Here is a 20,940-nt window from a genome sequence, read left to right on the forward strand (position 1 = left end):
TGAATTTTCATGCAACTCTTTAAAAATAATAAACAAATTTTTTCAATTCTTAAAGAAATTCCTTTTAGGCTGGAAAAAGATATTCAAAATATTTTTGAATCTAATTTACAAACCTTAACCAATTGGAAATTCATAAAGTCTGAATTTACTATAAAAGCAAATAGAATTGATACTTTGGCTTATGATAGTGAAAACAATTCTTTTGTTATTATCGAATATAAAAAAGACAGACACTTTTCAGTAGTTGACCAGGGAGTTTCGTATTTAAATTTAATGTTGGAATACAAAGCAGATTTCATTGTTGAATATAATGAAAGTCAGAATGAAACTATTAAACGTGCAGATATCGATTGGTCGCAATCTAAAGTTGTTTTTGTATCTCCAGCTTTTACCGATTTTCAAAAGCAGGCTTCCAATTTCAAAGATTTACCAATAGAACTTTGGGAAATTAAACAGTATGAAAATGATATTATACTGATTAATCCTATAAAAAAATCTAAAGCAGCTCCTAATATCAAAGAAGTTAAATCTGAACAAAACTCTGTTATAAGTAAAGTAACTAAAGAAGTAACTGTATATACTGAAGATTTATATCTTTTGGGTAAAAATGATTCTGTAATTGAACTTTACGAAAGTTATAAGCAAGCAATTTTAAACTTATCTTCCGAGTTAGAAGTACATCCAAAAAAATGGTATATCGCATTTAAAGCAAAAACAAATGTTATTGATATAGAAGTTCAAGCCAATTCATTAAAAATGTGGATCAACCTCAAAAAAGGAAATCTTGATGATCCTAAAAATATTATGAGAGATGTTTCTGATCTTAAAGGTCATAATGGAAATGGAGACTATGAAATAACTGTTAAGGATACAGAAAATCTAGAATATATTATGAGTCTTGTAAAGCAAGCTCTTTAAATTTATTAATTAAAAAGGATCTGACATTTTAATATTTCAGATCCTTTTTAAAACTAGAATTCATATTATAATTTAAGATATTGATTCAATTGATATCCTCCTACACATCCACCTCCTCAATCTCCACACCGGCAAATACACAAACACCACAGATAAAATCCCAGCCAATATCCCCACAACAAAAGCCATTGCTGTAGCATCCAGCTTATAATCCTTTGAAAAATTATACTGTCCTATAAAGAGTAGGGAGAGTACCAATGAACCTGTAATCAGGCCGTGTAAGATGCTTAGTTTGGTCATTAACTTTTTAATATTCAGCTGTTCGTCTACGGTGAACTCTATAGCTTCCTGGCTGGCGGCATCGGTTACTCTTTTGATGATATCAATGGTAAGGACTACCGGAAGGAAGATGGCCATCGGCAGGGTAAGGCGGGCCAGGTTTTGGGTTCCTGAGAAAAAATGGGTGTAACCTAACTCTTTGAAGCTGGCATAGGCGATGATGAAATTAAAAAATACATTCGGAAGGACATAGTAAATTGTACGCTTGATGAGAAAGCGTTTCAGGGTGGTTTTTTTGATGGGTTTTGGCTTCGGAGGCTTTATTTTCAATTTCATAGGGAGGTGGTCAATAGCTCAATGGCTTTATCTTTTATCAGATGGGCTTCTTCTTTCGGGAGAAAATTTTCATTGGACATGAAGGTGAAGTCCATCTGCTGGTTGTATGTACTGGCAACTAAAGTGTTTGAGTTCAGCCATGGGAAAGCCACGGTAGGACTAAAAACCGTTTCCAGACTGAAATTGGTGTAATCATTCGGGATATTCACCTTTCCCATATTGGATAAGGTCACATCATGTCCGCCTTCGCTGGATTTGAGCATTCTGATCATGCGGCTTACAACAGGGTGCATACGTTCTCCCATCCAAAGAAGTTCACGGGCTTCCAGCTTACTGATTTTCTCAATAAGGTCTTTTTTGATCTGTTTGGCATTGCCCATCACATCCTTGCTGTCTTTTTTGATAGAAAGCTCTACCGTTGGGGCGAAAGCAAATAAATGATCTTCCTTGATTTCGGGAATGAAATGGCGTACATCTACCGGACTGATCACCTTACCCTTGGCACGGTCTCCCTGAATATCACGGAAGGCCTGCATCACGGAAGAACACAGTAAAGCGTGGACGGAAATTCCGTTGGCTTTACATTTTTCAGTAATCAGTTTGGTATCCTCAGGAGTCATTTTCCAGTGAATGGCATAGCTTTTTCCAAGATTTCTCTTTTTGCTTTTTCGCTGGATAGAAAAGAATATTCTGGCGAACAGCAGGTAAAGACCGGCCTTGTATTTTTTAATTCCCGTATTAAAATCCGAAGGCAGAAAATCATCTACCGATTCAAAAGCAACATAAGGAATTAACGGCGAATAAGGATTGTCCAGCAAACTCAGAAGTTCACGCATCAAGGTTACTCCGGTGGTTCCGTCTGAAATACAGTGAGGCATGATCCAGAGGATTTCGGAAGTATCCTGTCCTTTCACCCATACTACTTCGGCCAGAGGCTTTTTGGGTTGGTTAAAGAGCTGGAACCATCCTTTTTCGGATTCTTTAAACCAATCATCATCTGTTTTTCGTTCCACAATACGGAGTGGAATAGGTTCAATATCTTTCTGTCCCATAAAATAAGGATACCGCCCGACCTTATGATCAACGATAGCCCTCAGCATGGGATGTTTCTGCTGGATTTTGATCAGAGCTGTTTTAAAAGTTTCCTCAGAAACCTGGCCTTTGATCTTTGCGGTATAAATACAGTTTAAAGGCGTTTCAGGATCTACATACATAATCCTTTCCACCATCATTAAAGGTCTTTTGATCATGATACTGCCATTTGGTTTAGTTGTGAATGAATGGTCTGCATAACTTCGTCACGTACTGCCATGGCATCGGTATACGGTAAATAGCCTTCGCTTCCCATGAATGAAAAATCCATTTTTCCACGGTAGGTAGAAACCACCAGGGTAGTGGTATTTCCTAAAGGACCAATCACTGATGGGCTGAAGATCGTCTCAACCGTAAATTCTTTATACTCATGAGGAATCTGAATACGTCCCAGATTGGAAAACATACAGTCGTTGGAGGATTTTCCGTTCTTTAAAAGCTTTGTAAAATTCTTAAGCGCATCATGCCCGGATTCCATGACCATCATCGTAATGTAAGGGTTCAGTTTTGAGGTCTTCTGTTCTACAGATTTCTGCATCACACGCAGATTGTCTGTAAAGCTTAGCTTTTCATCAGCAGACACCACAATCATCAGCCCGAAAGCGAATATGTGGTCTTCTTTGATCTGTTGGGCAAAACGCCTGATATCAACAGGGCAGGAAACCTTATTGAAGGATTTTTCAGCTCTTACTTTTTTAAATGCCTGCAATACGGCCGCGCTTAAAAATGTATTCACAGTCACTTTCTGAGATTTGCAATAAGCGATAAGTTCATTGCTTACCGTTTCATCCAGTTTCCAGTTGATCAGGTAATCATTCTGTCTTTCCACAGCTTTTTTTCCTACCGGAATCCATTTGATGGCAGTAGCGGCCAGCCTTCCGATAAATTTAGCTTTCAGTTTCTGTCTTCTGCTGTTCAGAATATGGGCCGGAACTACATCTTCGATTCCTAAGATCGGGTTTTCTGTCCCGATATCGACAGCCGGGTTGTCCAGTGCTATCAGGAACTCTTTTAAGAAAGCCATTGCAGAACCGCCATCGCATAAACAATGGTGAAATGCAAACAGCATATCAGAAACATCTTCCCCTTTGATCCAGATAAACCGGATCAGGGGTAATTTTTCGTAATTAAAGGTGGTGTTCCATTCTCTCCTGGATTCTTCCTGCCACTGCTCTTCACTTTGTCTGGTGATGATTCTTACAGGAATGGAAACCGGTTGCTCCGGAACATTGAACCACGGAATATTTTTTTCATCATGACTGATCAATGCTCTCAGCCAGGGGTGTTTATTTTGAATTTTGGCTAAAGCCTGCTGGATCTCTTTTAAGGTAAAAGTCCCTCTCAGTCTGAACGGAATGACCGCGTTAAAGGGTTCTGTTCCGTCTCCCAGTAACATGCGCTCACCAAATAGCAATCTTCTTTTCATATGCTGATCTCTGTCTTTTGTAAGGCCTTATGAATCCCTGTGTTTTCATCTGCCTTTGTGTTTATAAATCATTGTGATTTCATCATTATACGGAAGCTAATGTTGAATGTTCCTGTACAAAATTTTCTAATAATTCTACTGCTTTATCATTACCGCCGGCAAGGGTAAATGTATTTCTGACTTCCTGAGCAGCAGTTCTGTATTTTGGATTTTCCAGCAATTCAAAAACGGTTTCACGAAGGGCATCTACACGCAGTCTTTTGTACCGGATGCTGATTCCGCAGCCTGCCTGCTCAATCAGTTTTGCAATATGGAAATGATCGTAAGCAATAGGTGTGATCAGCATCGGTAATCCGTTACGGAAAGTATCATTTACCGTATTGAAGCCCCCGTGGCAGATCACCATGTCCATTTGCTGCATCACTGCAGATTGAGGAACAAAGCTGTTCACGATAAAATTATCCGGCCATTCTTCAAAGATTTCCGGTGGAGTAGCGGCAATCACGGTAACCGGCTGGTCTTTGAATGCAGCAATGATCTTTTCAAAGAAAGCTTTTCTGATATCCACGAGCAGCGTTCCCAATGATACGAAAATCTTTGGAGTGGTAGAAGCGTTTAATTTATCCCAATCAAATGGAGCATCGTTAGGACGGCCTTTCACCGGGCCTACAAATTTCATATGAGAAGGAACGGTTTCAAAACCAGCGAAAGCCTGTGAGGTAAACACCATGTTCAGCTTGTGAGAATGGATGTAAATTCCTTCCTCATGAATTCCCACTTCTTTTTGCAGGTCTTTGATCAGGTTTTGCTGCCATTCCCAGATTTTTGGAGCACTTTTTTCTGTGTCTCCCATCACATCCGGCGGAACCGGAGTTGTCGTTACGCAAGGAATATTGTGTTTGTGAGCGAAAAGAGCCCCTCCGAAAGTGATACAGTCGTTCACAATCACATCCGGCATCCAGCTTTCTGTCAGTCTCGTTAATCCCGGCATCATCATTTTAGCGAAAGGAACATAGGTTTCTTCCAGTGCCAGTTTCATCACTTCAGGTCCGGAACAGGCCGGGCCGTCATCCTGTCTTTTTAAAATGCGGGCAATTTCATTCTGATAGGGAACAAGATCTTCTTCGGGATAGAAATAAGAGCCTCCTTCGGGAATATGTTTGCTGTCTAAAGGGGTAATTCCGAACCATTTTACTTCGTGTCCACGGGCAATTAAACTCGCTCCTACACTTAAAGTAGGGCTCACATGTCCGAAAAACGGGGGAACTACGAATAAAAACTTAGACGGTTTTTCAGGTTTTGAAGCCTTTGATATGGCTTGTTCCAACAGGCTGGCTGCTGTAGGTGCACCTCCGGCTTCCACAAAAGATTGTCCTACCTTCTGAGCCGCTTCACGATAGCCTGGATTATTTAAAATCTGGTGTACAGCTTCTCTCAGGTGATTGGCTTTAAACCGGTTAAAATTAAGACGCTCACCCGCTTCTGTACGCACCACACGTCCTGCAACATGCGACTGATCATACGCAATCGGGATCACTACCAAAGGAATTCCGTTGGATAAGGTTTCAGATACGGTATTGTGACCGCCATGGCATACCACACCGTCAAGATGAGGTAACAGATCCAATTGCGGAACCTGCTGATAGACCATAAAGTTTTCCGGCCACTGCTCAAAAAGCTGAGGATCAGAAACCACTACAACGGTTAAATCTTCGTCTTTAAAGGCATCAATGACCTTCTGGAAGAATGCTTTTTTATGATCATGATCGAAGGTAGTCCCAATGCTTACCAGGATCTTTTTGTTGGTAGCATTTTTCAATCTATCCCAATCGAACTCACAAGAAATACGACGCTCTGTAAGAACTGGGCCTGTGAATTTATATTGAGGTGCCAGATCTTCCATGTCACCAAAGAAATAATTCGAGGTTAAAACAAGGGTCAAGAGTTCTGAAGTTGCCAGAGAACGTTCTTCCTGGAAACCAAGTTCTTTCTGTAGTGCTACGATCTGATTCACTTCCCATTCGTGTACCTTTGGAAGCTCATTCATGATTTTGATGGCAGCCGGAGCGGTAACGGAAGTGGCATAAGGAATTCCCAGCATTTTCGCAGCAACAGGAGCAGCAAATAACTGATGATCCCCGATAACCAAATCAGGCTGATATGTTTTCAGTAAAGCAATAATTCCGTTATAGCAATGTCTGTTCAGCGGGATAAGCACCTCTTCGTAAAGGAACTTCACGCTGTCTATACCGTACACTACTTTTTTTGAAATAATATCGAGATATTGTTCGCTTTCTTTCTTTTCTTCGTCGGTCTGATCATATTGGATCAGTAATAATTTTCCTCCCTCGGGAAGTTTAGCCTCTAAAGTCGGGTCAAGGCTGATCCAGGCTACTTCATGTCCTCTTTCCAACAGCGTAGCACCGATGCTTAAGGTAGGGTTGACATGTCCTGTCAATGGTGGAACTATAAATGCAAATTTAGCCATGGTTTTGTGTTAAAATTTTAGATAAAAATTGAGCGATCGTTTCTGCAATCAGATTCGGTTCCTGGATAGGAATATTGTGGTCGCCCGGGATTAATTCAAGTTCAGACTGGCTGATTTGAGATTGCAGCCATTCACCCGTTGGTCTGCAATTGGAATCAGCGCCATAAAGCAATAGAGTGGGAGCTGTCAGTTCATTGAAACGGGCTTCACCAAGGAAATGTTTTTCCCTGATCATATCTGCTTTAATGGTGGTTTGATTAAACAGAAATTCATACATACGGTGGTTCTTTTCCATTTGTCTTTTTCCCATCTGTACTTTGGTGGTATCTGTAAAGTTGGCTACATAATGCTCAAGAAATTCTTTGCTGTATTCATCAATGATGTTACGGGCTTTTTCGTCCTGAGGATCCGGAGCTTCCATCACCACGAGCTGATTCACGCGGTCCGGGTATTCTAAAGCTGTTTTTAAAGCAATAAGACCTCCGAAGCTGTAGCCGACAAGGTGTACTTTTTCCAGTTGAAGGTGATCTATTAAACCTATTAAATCGGATGACATGTTGTCAAGGTCGTACCCATCCAAAAAGCGTTCACTCATACCGTGGCTTTTCAGATCGTACATCACCACATGGAAATGCTTTGCCAGCACCGGGGCAATATTAAAATAATAAATGGACAGGTTACTGAACATACCGTGGATGAGTACCACGGTTTGTTCGGCTCCTTTGTTGAGTTCCTGTATATGAACTTGTCTGTTATTGACAGTGATTATTGGCATTCGTAGATATAATTGATGATCATACTAAGGTCAAGATTAATAAGCTGGTCAAGATCCATAGAAGATAACCAACCTGTAAAGTCGATCTGATCGCCAAAATGCGCTTTGATCTTTTCAGAGAAAGAAACAATCTCAATACTGTCCATTTCAAGATCTTTGGTGAATGAACTTTCAGGAGTAATGTCCATCTCTTCTACAAATTCAGCACCTATCACTTCAGTAATAAAACCTTTTAATAAAGTAAAAAGTTCTTCGTGGTTCATTTTTAATGTTGCGTTTACAGTGTCCATCCGATAATATAATTTTTATGTTTAATAGTTTTGATTTCAATGTTGTTGATCCACAGGTGATCATCTTTTATTTCTTTGACTTCGAAGGCTTTAGGATTTCCTTTGAGTCCTGTTCCCAGGAACTTTCCGTAAGCTTCCTTGGCGACCCAGAAACGGGTGGTCCATTCTGCCTGATCTCTGTCTTTTAATAAGGCTAATTCGTTGTCGGTAAATACCATGTCGTAGAATCCGGCGCTGCGTTCTTCCATCAGTTCCATATCGATTCCTACAGATTTTCCATACCTCGCGATTCCCACGGCTTCTTTGCCTTTATGAGCCAATGAAATATGAATATCTTCTGTAAAATCACTGATGAGGTAAGGTTTTCCCACTTCATCGGAACGGATTTCAAACGTAATCGGGAAGCAGGCAAGATTTTTTTCCTGGCGGAGAAGATTTCTTACGGCATCTTTCACGGCTACACGGCTTACCATCCAGTTTTTCTTCTTGTTGGGTAATAACTGCTGGTGATGCTGTTTTTCCGTCTGGTTGAAGTATCTTTTCAGGATAAAATCCCATGAAGCCACTCTGGTATACGCCTGGTGGAAGAAGAATACTTCAGGAGCAATCTCTTCCGAAAGTCTGTTGTGAAGCGGTGACATGGAAACATTCCATAAAGCGGCATCAATTTCCAGTCTTCTGTTCTGCCAGCCCGTAATGGCGCACCATACTTTCCCATCTCTTTTCAGGATGATATCTGCGATGGCAAATTCATCATTCAGTTCGGTCAGCATACAGGTGCATTCAAAAATACCTTCCTGATCATGCATATTTCCGAAGAATTCAATATCTCTGATTTTTACAGGGAATGCAATGCGGTCTTTCACCAAAGTAAGCTGCAGCCAAAGCCCGAATAGTTGTCCTGCATTGTCCAGTAATGATCCCTTACCGCCGTTTCCTTTGATTTTTCCTACGATTCCTTTGTCTCCAACAGCTGAAATTTCAGTAATTCCCTGGTATTTTTTTCCATGGAACATGTGCATGTCATAGATTTCTTCAGGGGTTCTTTCAATGGGCAAAAGATTACCGATGGAAAGATTGAATGCAGGTGTTGGGACAGAAGCAGATTTTAAAACTACTTCTGCGTTGGCAAAGTTTTCAATATCGAGATAAGCATGGTTGGCTCCGCGCCATTCTCCTTTTACTGTTTTCTCAAAAGGTTTGGCCACGTTCATCCATTGGAATACGCTTACATTCATAATTTTATGAACCTGTGTTCCCGGAATTTCCGCTTCTGCAATTTCTGCCAGCTGCTCAAAAATCATCGTCATCGGGATTACCGGTTCCATATCCGCTACATGAGCCCAACCTTTTGGCTGTCTCAATAAGCTGTGGTCGATCAGGTAAGGATGACTTTCCAGGGTTACATACAAGTCTTTTGAGAAGGTTGTACTTCTCGGTGCTTTTGGAGCAGCCTGTTGTACTACAGAATTAACCTGAGCAGGACGTGGAATTGTGATTTCCGGACGGTTCTGGAATAAGGTCAATACTTCTTCCTGCATACGGATCATATCGGCAACATTGTCCTGGAATGCCTGTACCAGCGGATGACCGCTTTTTGTGGCAATAGCTGAAGCAGTTGCTATATATTGTTTTGGTGCCTCAAATGATTGAGCCAACGCTTTCACTTCTTTAAAATTACGGATAATAGGAGAACCTAATTCCAGCTTAATGCCTTTTCCTGATACTCTTTTCGAGTGATTCTGAATCTCCAGAAAGTCAAGCGCGATCGTTTTACCTTCCACAAACAATGAAGCCACTACACGTTGTAACTGCGCCAATGCAGAACGGGTAGGAACGCTGGAAGCAATCGTACTGAAAGCTTTCCCTTTCAAAGTATCATCTATAAATCCGATAAGACCTCCAGTACCCACCTGAATGAATACTTTTGCCCCTTCTTCGTATAATCTATCGGTCAGTTCACGGAAACGGACAGGCTGTACCAAATGCTCGGCACTCAGTTTTCTGATCGCTGCCTGATCTGAAGGATAAGGTTTTAATGTGGTGGCAGACCATAATGGAATTTTTGTCTGCTGGAATTGTGCTTTTTCCATTCCTGCAAGGATCACATCCAGCTTATCGGCGATAAAAGGAGAGTGGAATCCTGACTGGAACGGCAGTACCTGATGGAAAATCTGTTTTGCTTTTAACAAAGGAACCAACTCGTCCAAGGCAGCATTGCTTCCGCAAAGAATCACCTGATTAGGGCAGTTGTCATTAGAAACATAAAGGTTTGAAATTTCATCAATAAATGGTTTTATAGCATCGATACCAGCTCCTATAGCAATGAATTTGGAATCTTTTAATTCAAAAGTTTCAGGATTCAGCACATCGATTAAGGCTTTTACAGAATTGGCTTCGGCTAATTCGGACGAATATCCTGCCAGCCATTCTCCTAAACTGTGTCCGGCATTCATATCCGGAATAATTCCCAGTTTTTTCAGTGAATTATCAAGGATACTGCAGTTGTTGAAGATGTTTAAAGCATCGGTTAAAAGACCTTCACCTTCTGTTTTAATAGGGGCTGTTAATCCAAAATAACGGCTAACGGTATCCACTTCACCTTTTGCCAGACCGTCTAAGCCCGGAAATACAAAGGCTACCTTCCCTCCATCCTTTAATAATGGAGTAGAGGTGTACCAGATATCCTGTTTGTTTTTCCAGATGATGTTTTTGGAAACAATTTTACTCGCTTTTTCTATTCTTGCAGGCGTTGGATCGAAGATCGCTACTCTGAAATCTCCTTCACCAATGGCTGTTTCATTATTTTGTAATGCTGAAAGCAGTTCTTCATGCGTTGGTCTGGCCAATATCAGCACCTGATCTTTTTTCGGCATGTCATAGCCTTCCAGAACAACGTGTGCATTGATTCCTCCAAATCCGAAGGCATTTACAGCGGCTACTTTTGGCAGTCCTGTTTTTGACCAGTTTTTGGCTTCCTGTACAGGTTCAAACCTTGTGTTCTGCATCTCTGCAGTTGGATTCTCACAATATAATGTTGGTGGTAAAGTATCGTGGTGTAATGCCAGACAGGTTTTAATCAGTCCTGCGATTCCCGCTGCCGGCATAGCATGCCCGATATTGGATTTCACAGATCCGATGCCCGCTGCCGGGGCAGCTTCTTCTTTGCCGAAGAACTGCGCTAAGGTCTGAAGTTCTGTTTTATCTCCAAGCGGTGTTCCTGTGCCGTGAGCTTCAAGATATCCCACTTTATTTTTATCTAAATCAGCGTTGATCCAGGCTTGTTCCAACGCTTTCAGCTGACCTTTTACGGACGGGCTCATCACACTGGTTCCGGTACCATCACTGCTTACTCCTACGCCCTTGATCACTGCATAGATTTTGTCCTGATCACGAACGGCATCTTCCAATCGCTTTAACACAACGAAACCACAACCTTCACCAATCAGCAATCCATCAGCATCCATACTGAAGGGTTTGATCTGCTGCTGGCGTGACATGGCTCCCAGCTGGGCAAAAATACTCCAGAAAGCAGCATTCTGTCCTGTGTGTACCCCTCCTGCGATCATGATGTCAGAACGACCTCTCTGAAGTTCCTGTACAGCATGGTCTACTGCAATTAAAGCGGATGCACAAGCAGCATCTACTGTAAATGCAGCACTTCCCAGATTGAATCGGTTGGCAACAAGAGAAGCAACAAGATTGGGAATTAATCCCATCGCAGTATCTGCCGCAAAACGCCCTTTGCGTTCCTGAAAAGCATGTTTTACTTTTTCAATATCGGAGGAAGAAACGTGAGGCAGCAGTTCCTGCAGTAACGAGGAAATCTGTTCTCCGGTTCTTACAATTTCGATAGCACGGGTAGCTCCCGGACCGGTATAGTTTCCTTTACCGATGATGATTCCCGTTTTTTCAAGAGAAATATTCTTTTGAAATATTCCTGCGTCTTCCAGTGCTTTCTGTACCAGATCAAGGGTAAGTAAATGGTCAGGTTCTGTTCCTTCAACAGCGAGTGGTAAAATACCGAATGCTGTAGGATCGAATGTATAATCAGGGATAAACCCTCCACGCTGACAGTAAAAACGGTCAACGGGGCTTGTCGCATCGCTGAAATGAACCGGATCTATCCGATCAGCCGGAGCCAGCTCGGTAGAATCGACTTTATTGACAATATTCTGCCAAAAAGTGTTGGCATCCTGTGCCCCGGGAAAGACACAGGATAAACCAATTACAGCAACATCTGTTTTTTTCATATTGAGTTTCTGCAGTGTTTTACCAATTATTTCCTGACATGATCAGCACCTGGCTCTCCGTTCCGTATTTGATCTCATTAAGGAATATTTCTTTCCCTTCATCCAAAGGAATCATAGAGATACCTCTGCGTTCATATTCTGATTCCAGGGTGGAAGAAACCATTCCGGCTCCCTTCCATGGGCCCCAGTTGATGGAGATTACTTTTCCTTTTAATCTTTTATTTAAAGCATTCGCGTAATCATCCAGTACACTGTTGGCTGCCGCATAATCTGTCTGACCTTTGTTACCGTATACGGAAGCAATACTTGAGAACAATACGACGAACTGGCAGTCTGTACGAAGCTGCTCCGCTAATACACGAAGTGGTTTTACTTTGGTATCAAATACGCGCCCGAAAGAGCTTGTCGTCTTTTGCTTGAATAGTTTATCTTCTAAAAGCCCTGCCCCGTGGATTACTCCATCAAGACGGTCATATTTTTCATAGATATCGCTGATCAGGTTACTTAAACCTTCTTCGTCACAAAGATCCAATGACTGGTAAACAATCGTATTTCCAAGTTCTTCCATATCACGGATGGTACGAAGAATCTGATTGTTTTTGAAGATCTTCGTCGTTTCTTTTTCTATTTCTGCAGGAGAAGTGAATTGTCCGGATCTGATCAGGAAACCTCTGATTTCTTCTTTTGTTTTCATGCCTTGGAAGTCTTTTGCAGAAACTTCATTTCTTGGGTCTGCGGATCTTCCTACCAGAATATAGGTACAAGGATAGGCCTGAGACATATGTTTAACCAATTCGGCAGTGATTCCCTGTGCACCTCCCAATACCAATACCACAGATTTTTGATCTAGCTGAATGTGGGCTTCATTTAAACTTGTTGACAATGGGGAAGGGATGATGTCTACTCTGTGTCGTTGGTCATTTTTGTAAATGATCTCAGCAGGTTTATCATTCGTAAGAATTTCCTTTAAGGTAATTTCAGCAATCTGATCTACTTCCTGAGGAGTACTCAGGCTGATCAGTCTGCAAGCTGTATTGTCAAATTCTCTTGCTAAACTCTTGAAAAGTCCCGGATATCCCTGGTGATGACGCAATATGCTTACGTCAGTAATTTCCTGAATATGTGCCGGAATATCTGAGATCAGGTATACCCATTTTGCTTTATCAAAATCCAGTTTTTTAATCAGATCTACGTGATCGATAATACTTGGTTTATCGGTTGCTGAGAATAGATCCAGCATAATTAATCCGTCAATGTCTGAAAGATCTTTTTCTGTATCTACGATTTCTACAATGGCACCATGTTTTTCCAGGGCTTCTTTGATCGCGGAGGTTTGTTTGTTGTCATCCTGAGTAATTGCAAAATGTTTTCCCTGCAATACTTCTGTATTTTGCACTAAAGAAGCGTCAGTAGGTGTGATATCAAAACGAAGACGTGAAAGTACATTCTGAGTTGGCTCTACCTTGTTTGTTTCTTTTGTTTCCTGAGTAGCTTCGCTGGTTTCGTTCGCTTCACCATTCATTTCGCTGATCCAGCTTGCCAGACCACGAAGCGTTTTAATGGCAGCCAGTTTTTCCATGATATCATCAGCCTGTTCAAGGTTTTGACCAAACCCGATCTTGGTTTTAAGATCACCGATGATTTCCATTCGTTTGATGGAGTCGATGCTCAAATCTGCTTCCAGATCAAGGTCAAGACCTAGCATTTCTTTCGGATATCCTGTTTTTTCACTTACGATATTCAAAATAGCATTTTGAAGATCTTCAAGAGAGAATGCCGGTTGAGCTTGTGGTGTTGAAGCTGTTGATTCAGCTGCAGATCCGTTTTTTTCAGCAGCAGTTGTTTCAGCTCCTGAGAATTCAGTAAGCCATGAAACAAGACCGCTTAAGGTTTTTATTCCTGCCAATTGCTCCATAACGGTGTCTTCACTGGTGTTTCCGTTACCTAAGGTTCCCAGTTCGTTACGAAGTGTTCCGATGATTTCAACTCTTTTAATAGAATCAATACTTAAATCAGCTTCCAGGTCCATTTCCATGCCCAGCATTTCCTGAGGATATCCTGTTTTGTCACTTACCACCTGCAGTAATAAGGATTTGATATCTTTTGAAGGAGCTTGCTTCACAGCTGCAACGGCTACCGGTCTTTCCTGTTGAACAGGCTGAACCGGAATAGTAGATATTGGCTGATGAGCCGGAGCTGGTATTGGTGAATTGTATACAGGAGCAGGGAACGCCTGAGGATTCTGTCCCATAAAGGAAAGCATCACATCGCGTTGTGCCTGTATCATTAATTTCATGCTGTTTAAATATTCCTGCAGCATGCGTTCAGCAGTAGACTGAGCTTCAGTTGCAGGGGCCTGTGGTTGATTAGTAAAATTGTTCATGGGAATAGGGTTTATGAGTGGTAAAGCACCATTAGATGGAAGATTACCATGAGTTGGGTGGGCAGTCTGCCCGTTAACACGCCAGATGGCAGGGCTTTTCTTGTAAAGCTCAGGTTGGTTAAGGTCAATAACCTTAACGCTGCGGCCATCGAAAAGCTTATCAATACTGAAGCTTCGGCCAGTTCCTAAATATTGTGCCAGCATGCAAAGCAGGTGGCTGAATTTATTACGGCTGTTGTCTTCAACATATAAGGTCAGCTGATCTTTTTCAAGGCAGGATTTGGTCAATCCGGTAAGAACTTTTCCTGGTCCTACTTCGATGAATATTCTTGCGCCGTCATTATACATTGCCTGAAGCTGTTCTACAAATCTTACAGGCTGTACCAGATGGTCAGTAAGTCTTTCTTTTATTTCAGATGGATTCGACGGATATACCTCAGCTGTGGTATTGGACCAAACAGGAATCTGCATTTCCCCGAAAGGAACATTTTTCAATACCTCAGCATATAAATCCCTGGATTTTGCTAATAACGGACTGTGGAAAGCACAGGCAACTTCAAGCTTTTTAGCAGAAATACCTTCCTGCTTAAGAACTTCCAGTAATTTATTGATCGCTTTTGTACTTCCGGCAATGACACATTGTGTAGGAGCGTTAAAGTTCACCGGATAGCATCCTTCTGCTTTAGCAATAATCGGTTGTAAACGTTCTGCAGTAGCACTTGCTGCCAGCATTGATCCCGGATCTCCACCTTCCACAGAATCTAAGATAGACTGCGCTCTCTGAACACTTAAGTCTACCAGCTGATCTTCTCCAAATACACCTGCAAAACATAATGCCGGAATTTCACCGTAGCTATGACCTGCCAGCATATCAGGAATAATACCTAATGACTCTAAGAATTTAGCCAATGCAAGGTCTACAATCCCTAAAAGCGGTTGTGCTAAACGGGTATCTTTAATAGTTTCTTTTTGTCGTTTTAAATCAGCTTCGTTAAAAGTCTTAGATGGGAAAACTACTTTTTCAAGTTCCGGATACTCATCAATAATCTTACGCATAGCCGGGAAAACTACAAATAAGTCACGAGCCATATTGATTCTCTGACTGCCTTGTCCAGGGAAAGTGAAGGCTACTTTACCTTCTTTTTTATTCACGGTAAACGTATCTTTTGTCTCAATCCCCAGCAATACCAGCTCAAGCTTCATCATCAGGTCTTCAGCGGTGTCTGCAACAATACTGTACTGGATTGGCTTTTCTGAACTGATACTTAAACTGTAAGCGATATCTTTTAATGGAATCCCATCGTTAATTTCTAATAAAGCTTTTACCTGGCTTGATTGTCCTTTTGCTTCTTCATAAGTGTCTCCACGGAAAACAAATAGTTCTGAAGGCCATGACTGCATTGCAATTGAGTTATCTTCCTTAGGATGGTTGGCAATTACCGTATGGAAGTTTGTTCCTCCAAATCCGAAAGCACTGATCCCAGCATAACGGTTTTTCTCCGCCCATAATCCACTTTCTGCATGGAAGGCAAATGGACTGGTTTCTGCGTTATAATAAGCATTAGGCTGCTGAAGGTGAAGAGTAGGTGGCTTTACGCCATGATAGACCGCAAGGGAAGCCTTGATCAATCCTGCTAATCCTGCCGCACATTTTGTATGTCCGATCTGGGTTTTCACAGAACCTAAATGAGTCTGCCCAGGCAATGCCCCTGAACGGCTGAATAAATTAGTTAATGCACTTAGTTCGGTTTTGTCACCTACTACCGTTCCTGTACCGTGAGCTTCCACTAAACCTACAGAAGCAGCACTGATACCAGCTTGGGAATAAGCACGTTCTAATGCTCTTACCTGGCCTATCTGTCTTGGAGCAGTTAATCCCAGTGCTTTACCGTCACTGGATCCGCCAACGCCTTTGATTACTGAATAAATACGGTCACCATCACGTACAGCGTCCTCATATCTTTTTAAAACAAGGATCGCAATACCTTCTCCAAGAGCAATACCGTCTGCTTCACCGTCAAAAGTAGCACATCTTCCTTTTCTGGAAAGGGCGTGAGTACTGGAGAACATCAGGTAATCATTGATTCCGTTGTGTAAATCTGCTCCTCCTGCAAGAACCATATCAGATTTTCCTAACACAAGTTCCTGGCAAGCAAGATCAATAGCAGCTAATGAAGAAGCACAAGCTGCATCTACGGTAAAGTTTCTGCCGCCAAGATCCAGTCGGTTTGTAATCCTGCCTGCTATAACATTGGCAAGAATACCCGGGAATGAGTCTTCTGTAGTATGTGGGAAGGCTTCTTTTACTTCTTCATGAAGTTCTCCGAAAACCTGCTTATAATATCCTCTGAAACTATAACTGTTGGCAAGGTCATTACCTCCTTCAGCACCTATAATGACAGAAATGTTTTCTCTGTTGATATGTTTTTCACCATATCCTGCATCTTCCATTGCACGCTTGGCAACCAATAAAGTTAACAGCTGTGTAGGTTCAATGGCTGCAAGAGATTGTGGCGGAATTCCGAATGCCAGCGGATCGAAATCAATTTTAGGAATAAATCCTCCCCATTTGGAATGTGAGACATCCGATTCGTTGGAATCTGGTTTATAATAAAGGTCTTTATTCCATCTTTCGTCCGGTACTTCGGTAACGCTGTCTTTTCCTAAAATGATATTTCTCCAGTATTCATCCAGGTTTTTAGCCCCCGGGAAAATACATTCCATTCCTACGATAGCAATATCCAATGGCTTTTCTGTAGAAACCGGTTCTTCCGGTAACGCTGCATCCTGAATATGCCCGTAGTTGTCTACAACACTTTGATGCAGAGCCGCTAATGAGATCACACGATTGTGCATCGTAGCTACCTGTCCTATCATATACATTCCTAAGTCTAGTTGGTCATCTTTAGGAATGCTGACAAGTTTATCACCCTGACGTTCTATGCCTTTAGCCGCAATTCTTAAACGGCCTACATTTAATTTTTCAAGCTGTTCCCACACCTGTTTTTTATCCATTCCTGCAGCAAGAAGCTTTGCTTTTTCTGTATTGAAATGGTGGGCAAACGCTGTATTGAGACAACGGGTTTCATGTCCCGGAGCTGTTTCCAATAAGACGGTATCTTTTGCCTGCATAGCCTGCGACTGGAATTCTTCCTGAATAGCTCCCGTCTGTACTGCCTCATGAGTATAAAGGTAAGCGGTTCCCATCAATACCCCAATTTTTACTCCTCTTGCAGCTAATGGAGCGGCCATGATGGATACAAACGCCGTTGAAAATGCGTTATGGATTCCTCCTGCAAAAAAGACACTGATGTTTTCAGGGTTTTCTTCTTTTAAGATACGTTCAATTTGTTTTTCCCAAAGAACCATACTTGAAAGGGGACCTACGTGGCCTCCGCACTCACGTCCTTCAAAAATGAAGTTTCTGGCACCTTCTTTCAGGAAAATATCCAGAAGGGCAGGGGAAGGAACATGTAAGAATGATTTTATTCCGGCTTTTTCAAATACTTTAGCCTGAGCTGGTCTTCCGCCTGCAATCAAAACTACCGGAGGTTTAGCTTCTAATATATAAGAGGTCTGTTCTTCTCTTAATTTCTGCGGAGCAAATCCAAGAATACCTACACCCCATGTTTTTTCACCAGCCAGCTTTTTGGTATCCATTACCAGAGATTTTGCAGATTCTCCTTTCAATAGGGATAAGGCAACAAAAGGTAAAGCTCCGGCGTCTGCTACCGCATTTGCAAATAACGGAACGTCGCTTACACGGGTCATTGGACCTTGAGCGATAGGGTAACGAAGACCCAGTTCCTGAGCTAAAGGGTTGTTTTTATCAATTACTTTAAGTGCTTTTGCCTGTTTCAGGTGCCCATACATGGCCTCTTTGAATCCGAAAACCAGTTTTTTCAGGGTTTTGAAATCTTCATACAGGTCTGTTGCCAGCGAAATGTCCTGTCCCATAGGGATATAACATGTGCTGAGGTCCAGACCATTGAAGTACTGTTTCAGATCTTCAGCAGTTGTGTTTTCTGGTAATACCGGTGAATTGGGTCTTACCAATACACGATGGTTAGCAATCACCTTAGTTTCTGTACCATTCAGTTTTGAGCATACTTCTTTCAGATCTTTTGGAACTGAACTTTCTGGGAACAGGGCCAGCTGGCTGTCCAGTACAATTCCTGTTGCTCCCAATGCTTTTGATGCCGCTGCAGTATGGAGACCTATTCCTCCCTGTACCCACACCGGAATACTCTGAATTTCTTTGATCACACGCTGAAATAATACAAACGTGGATTCATAGCCTACCCATCCACCTGCTTCATTTCCTTTGATAATGATTCCTTCTGCTCCCGATTGTTCAGCCTGTCTGGCTTCTTCCAAACTGCTTACCTGATAAACTGCAGGCAGATTGAAGGGCTTTGGCATTCCGAACGGAAGGATAGCGAACCTTACTTTTTCAGGAATTTGAATTGTGGTGAAATTGTCATTAGAAAAATAAATACCATACGATGGTACGTCTATCTTGTCAAGTTGATGTAACGCTTCCTGTGCAGCCGTTATTTCATTTCCTAAACTTAAAACGGGAAATGCACCCGCCTGGTGTAGTTTAGGGATAAGGTTAACGTCTGGTTTTTCAAAAGGCGTCAGTCCAATAATGGTTAAGTTTTTCATGGCGTGATAATTATTGAATGATAGCAAGAGATTCATAACAAAATGCAGGGCCTTTCGGTATTAAGGCGATCGCTTTTTGTTACGATATAATAAAATTGGTTTTTGTTAAATCTTTAATGATGGATGTGTTTTTATAGTAATTATTCAAGAATCTATTGTTTGTTGATAGATTGCATGAGGTAAGGTTGGTGTCCGGTTTTTCAAAAGGCATTAGCCTGATTTTAGTCAAGTTTTTCATAGCATTTACGGTATAGGAATAGTTAATGATATCTCATACCAGAACACGGATGCCATTAGTATTGATGGTGTTTTTCTGTTATGAGTGAATAAAAATAATAAAAATGTAAATATTTTTTAATCATAAAGACAATTTGATAATTATTTATTAATATAAAAATATCAATTGTTCATATGTTATTAAAATATATTTATTGTTTATTTATTCTTAGAAACATGCCGGTACAATCTTCTCTACTTTAATTATAAATAATTATAGTTAAAGAAATGTTAAGCAAATATAGGAATAAAAAATAAAATATTTCAAAAACAAGAGATTTGTTTTTGCATATATTACAAAAAGATAATATAGAATGAATAAGGTTCCGAAATGTAAAAATTGCCTTTATCAATCTGATAAAACGGCAAAGCGAATTTAAATAAAATTAATCAATATATTGTGATTTAATTTAAATTATTTATGAACTTTCCCTATCTTTTTGATAAATAAAGAGATAGATAATTTTAAGAATAATTAATATATCTTTCCGAAATTCATAAAAAAACAGTAAGTATCTGATATACTTACTGTTTTTTTTAATTAGGTTGACCGTTAAGATTTTCTGATAAATATCCCCCTTAAAGGGTGTAGGCTCATATAATTTTTATTATCTGGTGAGCGATCTGTAAATTAATGAGCTTTTACAATTTAAAATATACTTAATCCGTATTGTTTTGCAAGGTCTAAAATCATGTGATATCCTGCCAGTGAATTGCCGTGCTGATCCAGTGATGGACTGAATACGCCAATTCCCATTTTTCCCGGAACACTTACGGTAATTCCGCCTCCTACACCGGATTTGCTTGGAAGACCTACGGTTCTGGAGTATTCACCACTGAATTCGTACATTCCGGCAGTCAGCATTTGTGACTCCACCAGTTTTGCCATATCTGCATTCTTGTAAGTAGCATCCCCATCAAACCTTACGCATTGGTTAGCAAAGAAATAACCGATTTTTGCAAGATCTTCAGCGGTAAGCTCAATAGAACATTGTTTGAAATAATTATCCAGCTGGTCTTCATTTCCGGAAATCAGTCCGCTGTTTTTCATGATGTAAAACATTCCCCGGTTACGGTGTCCTGTTGCTTTTTCAGATTCGTAAACAGATTTGTTATACTCAATTGCTTGATTTTTGGTAATATATCTTACCATATCCAGAATTTTAAGGAAAGGTTTCTCGCCTTCTCCTGAAATTAACGAAGTAGTAAGGATAGCTCCTGCATTCATCATAGGATTGAGCGGTTTGCCTGTGGTTTCAAGGTTTGAAAAATGGTTGAAAGGTTTATCAGAACCGAAATATCCCATCTTATCAAAAATATGGGCTTCACCTTTTTCGTTGACGGCTACCATTAATGATATGATCTTGGAAATACTCTGCATTGTAAATTTTTTACTCACATCACCTGTGTTGAATACTTTTCCGTTTTTATCTACTACTGAAAAAGCAATTGCTTTAGCGTCCATTTTTCCCAGTTCGGGAATATAATCAGCCACTTTACCCTGTGTATAATAAGCCCTGTTTTTTTCCAGAATTGTATTGAGCGTTTTTTCTGAAATTGTTGAAATATCTGCAGTTTTCTGAGCGTAAATTATTGTGTTTAAGGAAAGAAAAGCTGCAGTGCAAATTCCTTTTGCAGAAAATAAAAAGCTGTTGTTTTTCATAGAGAAGATCTTCTAATAAAATGTTTATGGTAAACCTCAAAAAACAAAGATAAAGTATTTTGATCTTGTCAGCAATGCCCATTTATTATACCC

10 protein-coding genes are annotated in these 20,940 nt (G+C 40.8%); 1 reads left to right on the top strand and 9 read right to left on the bottom strand.

Translation table 11 applies throughout. The features are described from left to right. Positions 1-9 precede the first annotated feature (9 nt). A complete protein-coding gene (locus tag FN817_RS15440) occupies positions 10-918 on the top strand; it encodes a DUF5655 domain-containing protein (RefSeq protein WP_142718728.1) in 909 nt (302 codons plus the stop codon). Between the two features lie 72 nt (positions 919-990). Here the strand turns inward: FN817_RS15440 and FN817_RS15445 are convergent, their stop codons facing one another. From FN817_RS15445 to glsA, 9 genes are all read right to left on the bottom strand, one after another. After that, positions 991-1,533: a hypothetical protein gene (locus FN817_RS15445; RefSeq protein ID WP_142718729.1), complete on the bottom strand. Its 543-nt coding sequence runs from the start codon at positions 1,531-1,533 to the stop codon at positions 991-993. Then, a complete protein-coding gene (locus FN817_RS15450; protein WP_142718730.1) occupies positions 1,530-2,783 on the bottom strand; it encodes a phthiocerol/phthiodiolone dimycocerosyl transferase family protein in 1,254 nt (417 codons plus the stop codon). Before FN817_RS15450 ends, FN817_RS15445 begins: the two co-directional genes overlap by 4 nt. Continuing rightward, positions 2,780-4,051 (bottom strand): condensation domain-containing protein, encoded by a 1,272-nt coding sequence (locus FN817_RS15455; protein WP_142718731.1) that lies wholly within the window; start codon positions 4,049-4,051, stop codon positions 2,780-2,782. The genes FN817_RS15450 and FN817_RS15455 overlap by 4 nt, the downstream gene beginning before the upstream one ends. An 85-nt stretch (positions 4,052-4,136) precedes the next feature. After that, positions 4,137-6,539, bottom strand: a complete 2,403-nt coding sequence (locus FN817_RS15460) for a glycosyltransferase (protein WP_142718732.1) — start codon at positions 6,537-6,539, stop codon at positions 4,137-4,139. After that, positions 6,532-7,314 (bottom strand): alpha/beta fold hydrolase, encoded by a 783-nt coding sequence (locus FN817_RS15465; protein WP_047421343.1) that lies wholly within the window; start codon positions 7,312-7,314, stop codon positions 6,532-6,534. The genes FN817_RS15460 and FN817_RS15465 overlap by 8 nt, the downstream gene beginning before the upstream one ends. Next, complete coding sequence (locus FN817_RS15470; protein ID WP_002977699.1) at positions 7,305-7,604, bottom strand: acyl carrier protein; 300 nt, start codon at positions 7,602-7,604, stop codon at positions 7,305-7,307. The genes FN817_RS15465 and FN817_RS15470 overlap by 10 nt, the downstream gene beginning before the upstream one ends. Beyond that, complete coding sequence (locus FN817_RS15475; protein ID WP_142718733.1) at positions 7,592-11,857, bottom strand: type I polyketide synthase; 4,266 nt, start codon at positions 11,855-11,857, stop codon at positions 7,592-7,594. Before FN817_RS15475 ends, FN817_RS15470 begins: the two co-directional genes overlap by 13 nt. A gap of 19 nt (positions 11,858-11,876) precedes the next feature. Further along, the gene (locus FN817_RS15480; protein WP_142718734.1) at positions 11,877-18,908 is read right to left on the bottom strand and encodes a type I polyketide synthase; all 7,032 of its coding nucleotides are present in this window, start codon (positions 18,906-18,908) and stop codon (positions 11,877-11,879) included. Positions 18,909-19,833: 925 nt separating this feature from the next. Continuing rightward, a complete protein-coding gene (glsA, locus tag FN817_RS15485) occupies positions 19,834-20,847 on the bottom strand; it encodes a glutaminase A (RefSeq protein ID WP_142718735.1) in 1,014 nt (337 codons plus the stop codon). Between the last annotated feature and the right edge of the window lie 93 nt (positions 20,848-20,940).

It is taken from the genome of Chryseobacterium rhizoplanae (genome assembly GCF_900182655.1).
Lineage (GTDB): Bacteria > Bacteroidota > Bacteroidia > Flavobacteriales > Weeksellaceae > Chryseobacterium > Chryseobacterium rhizoplanae.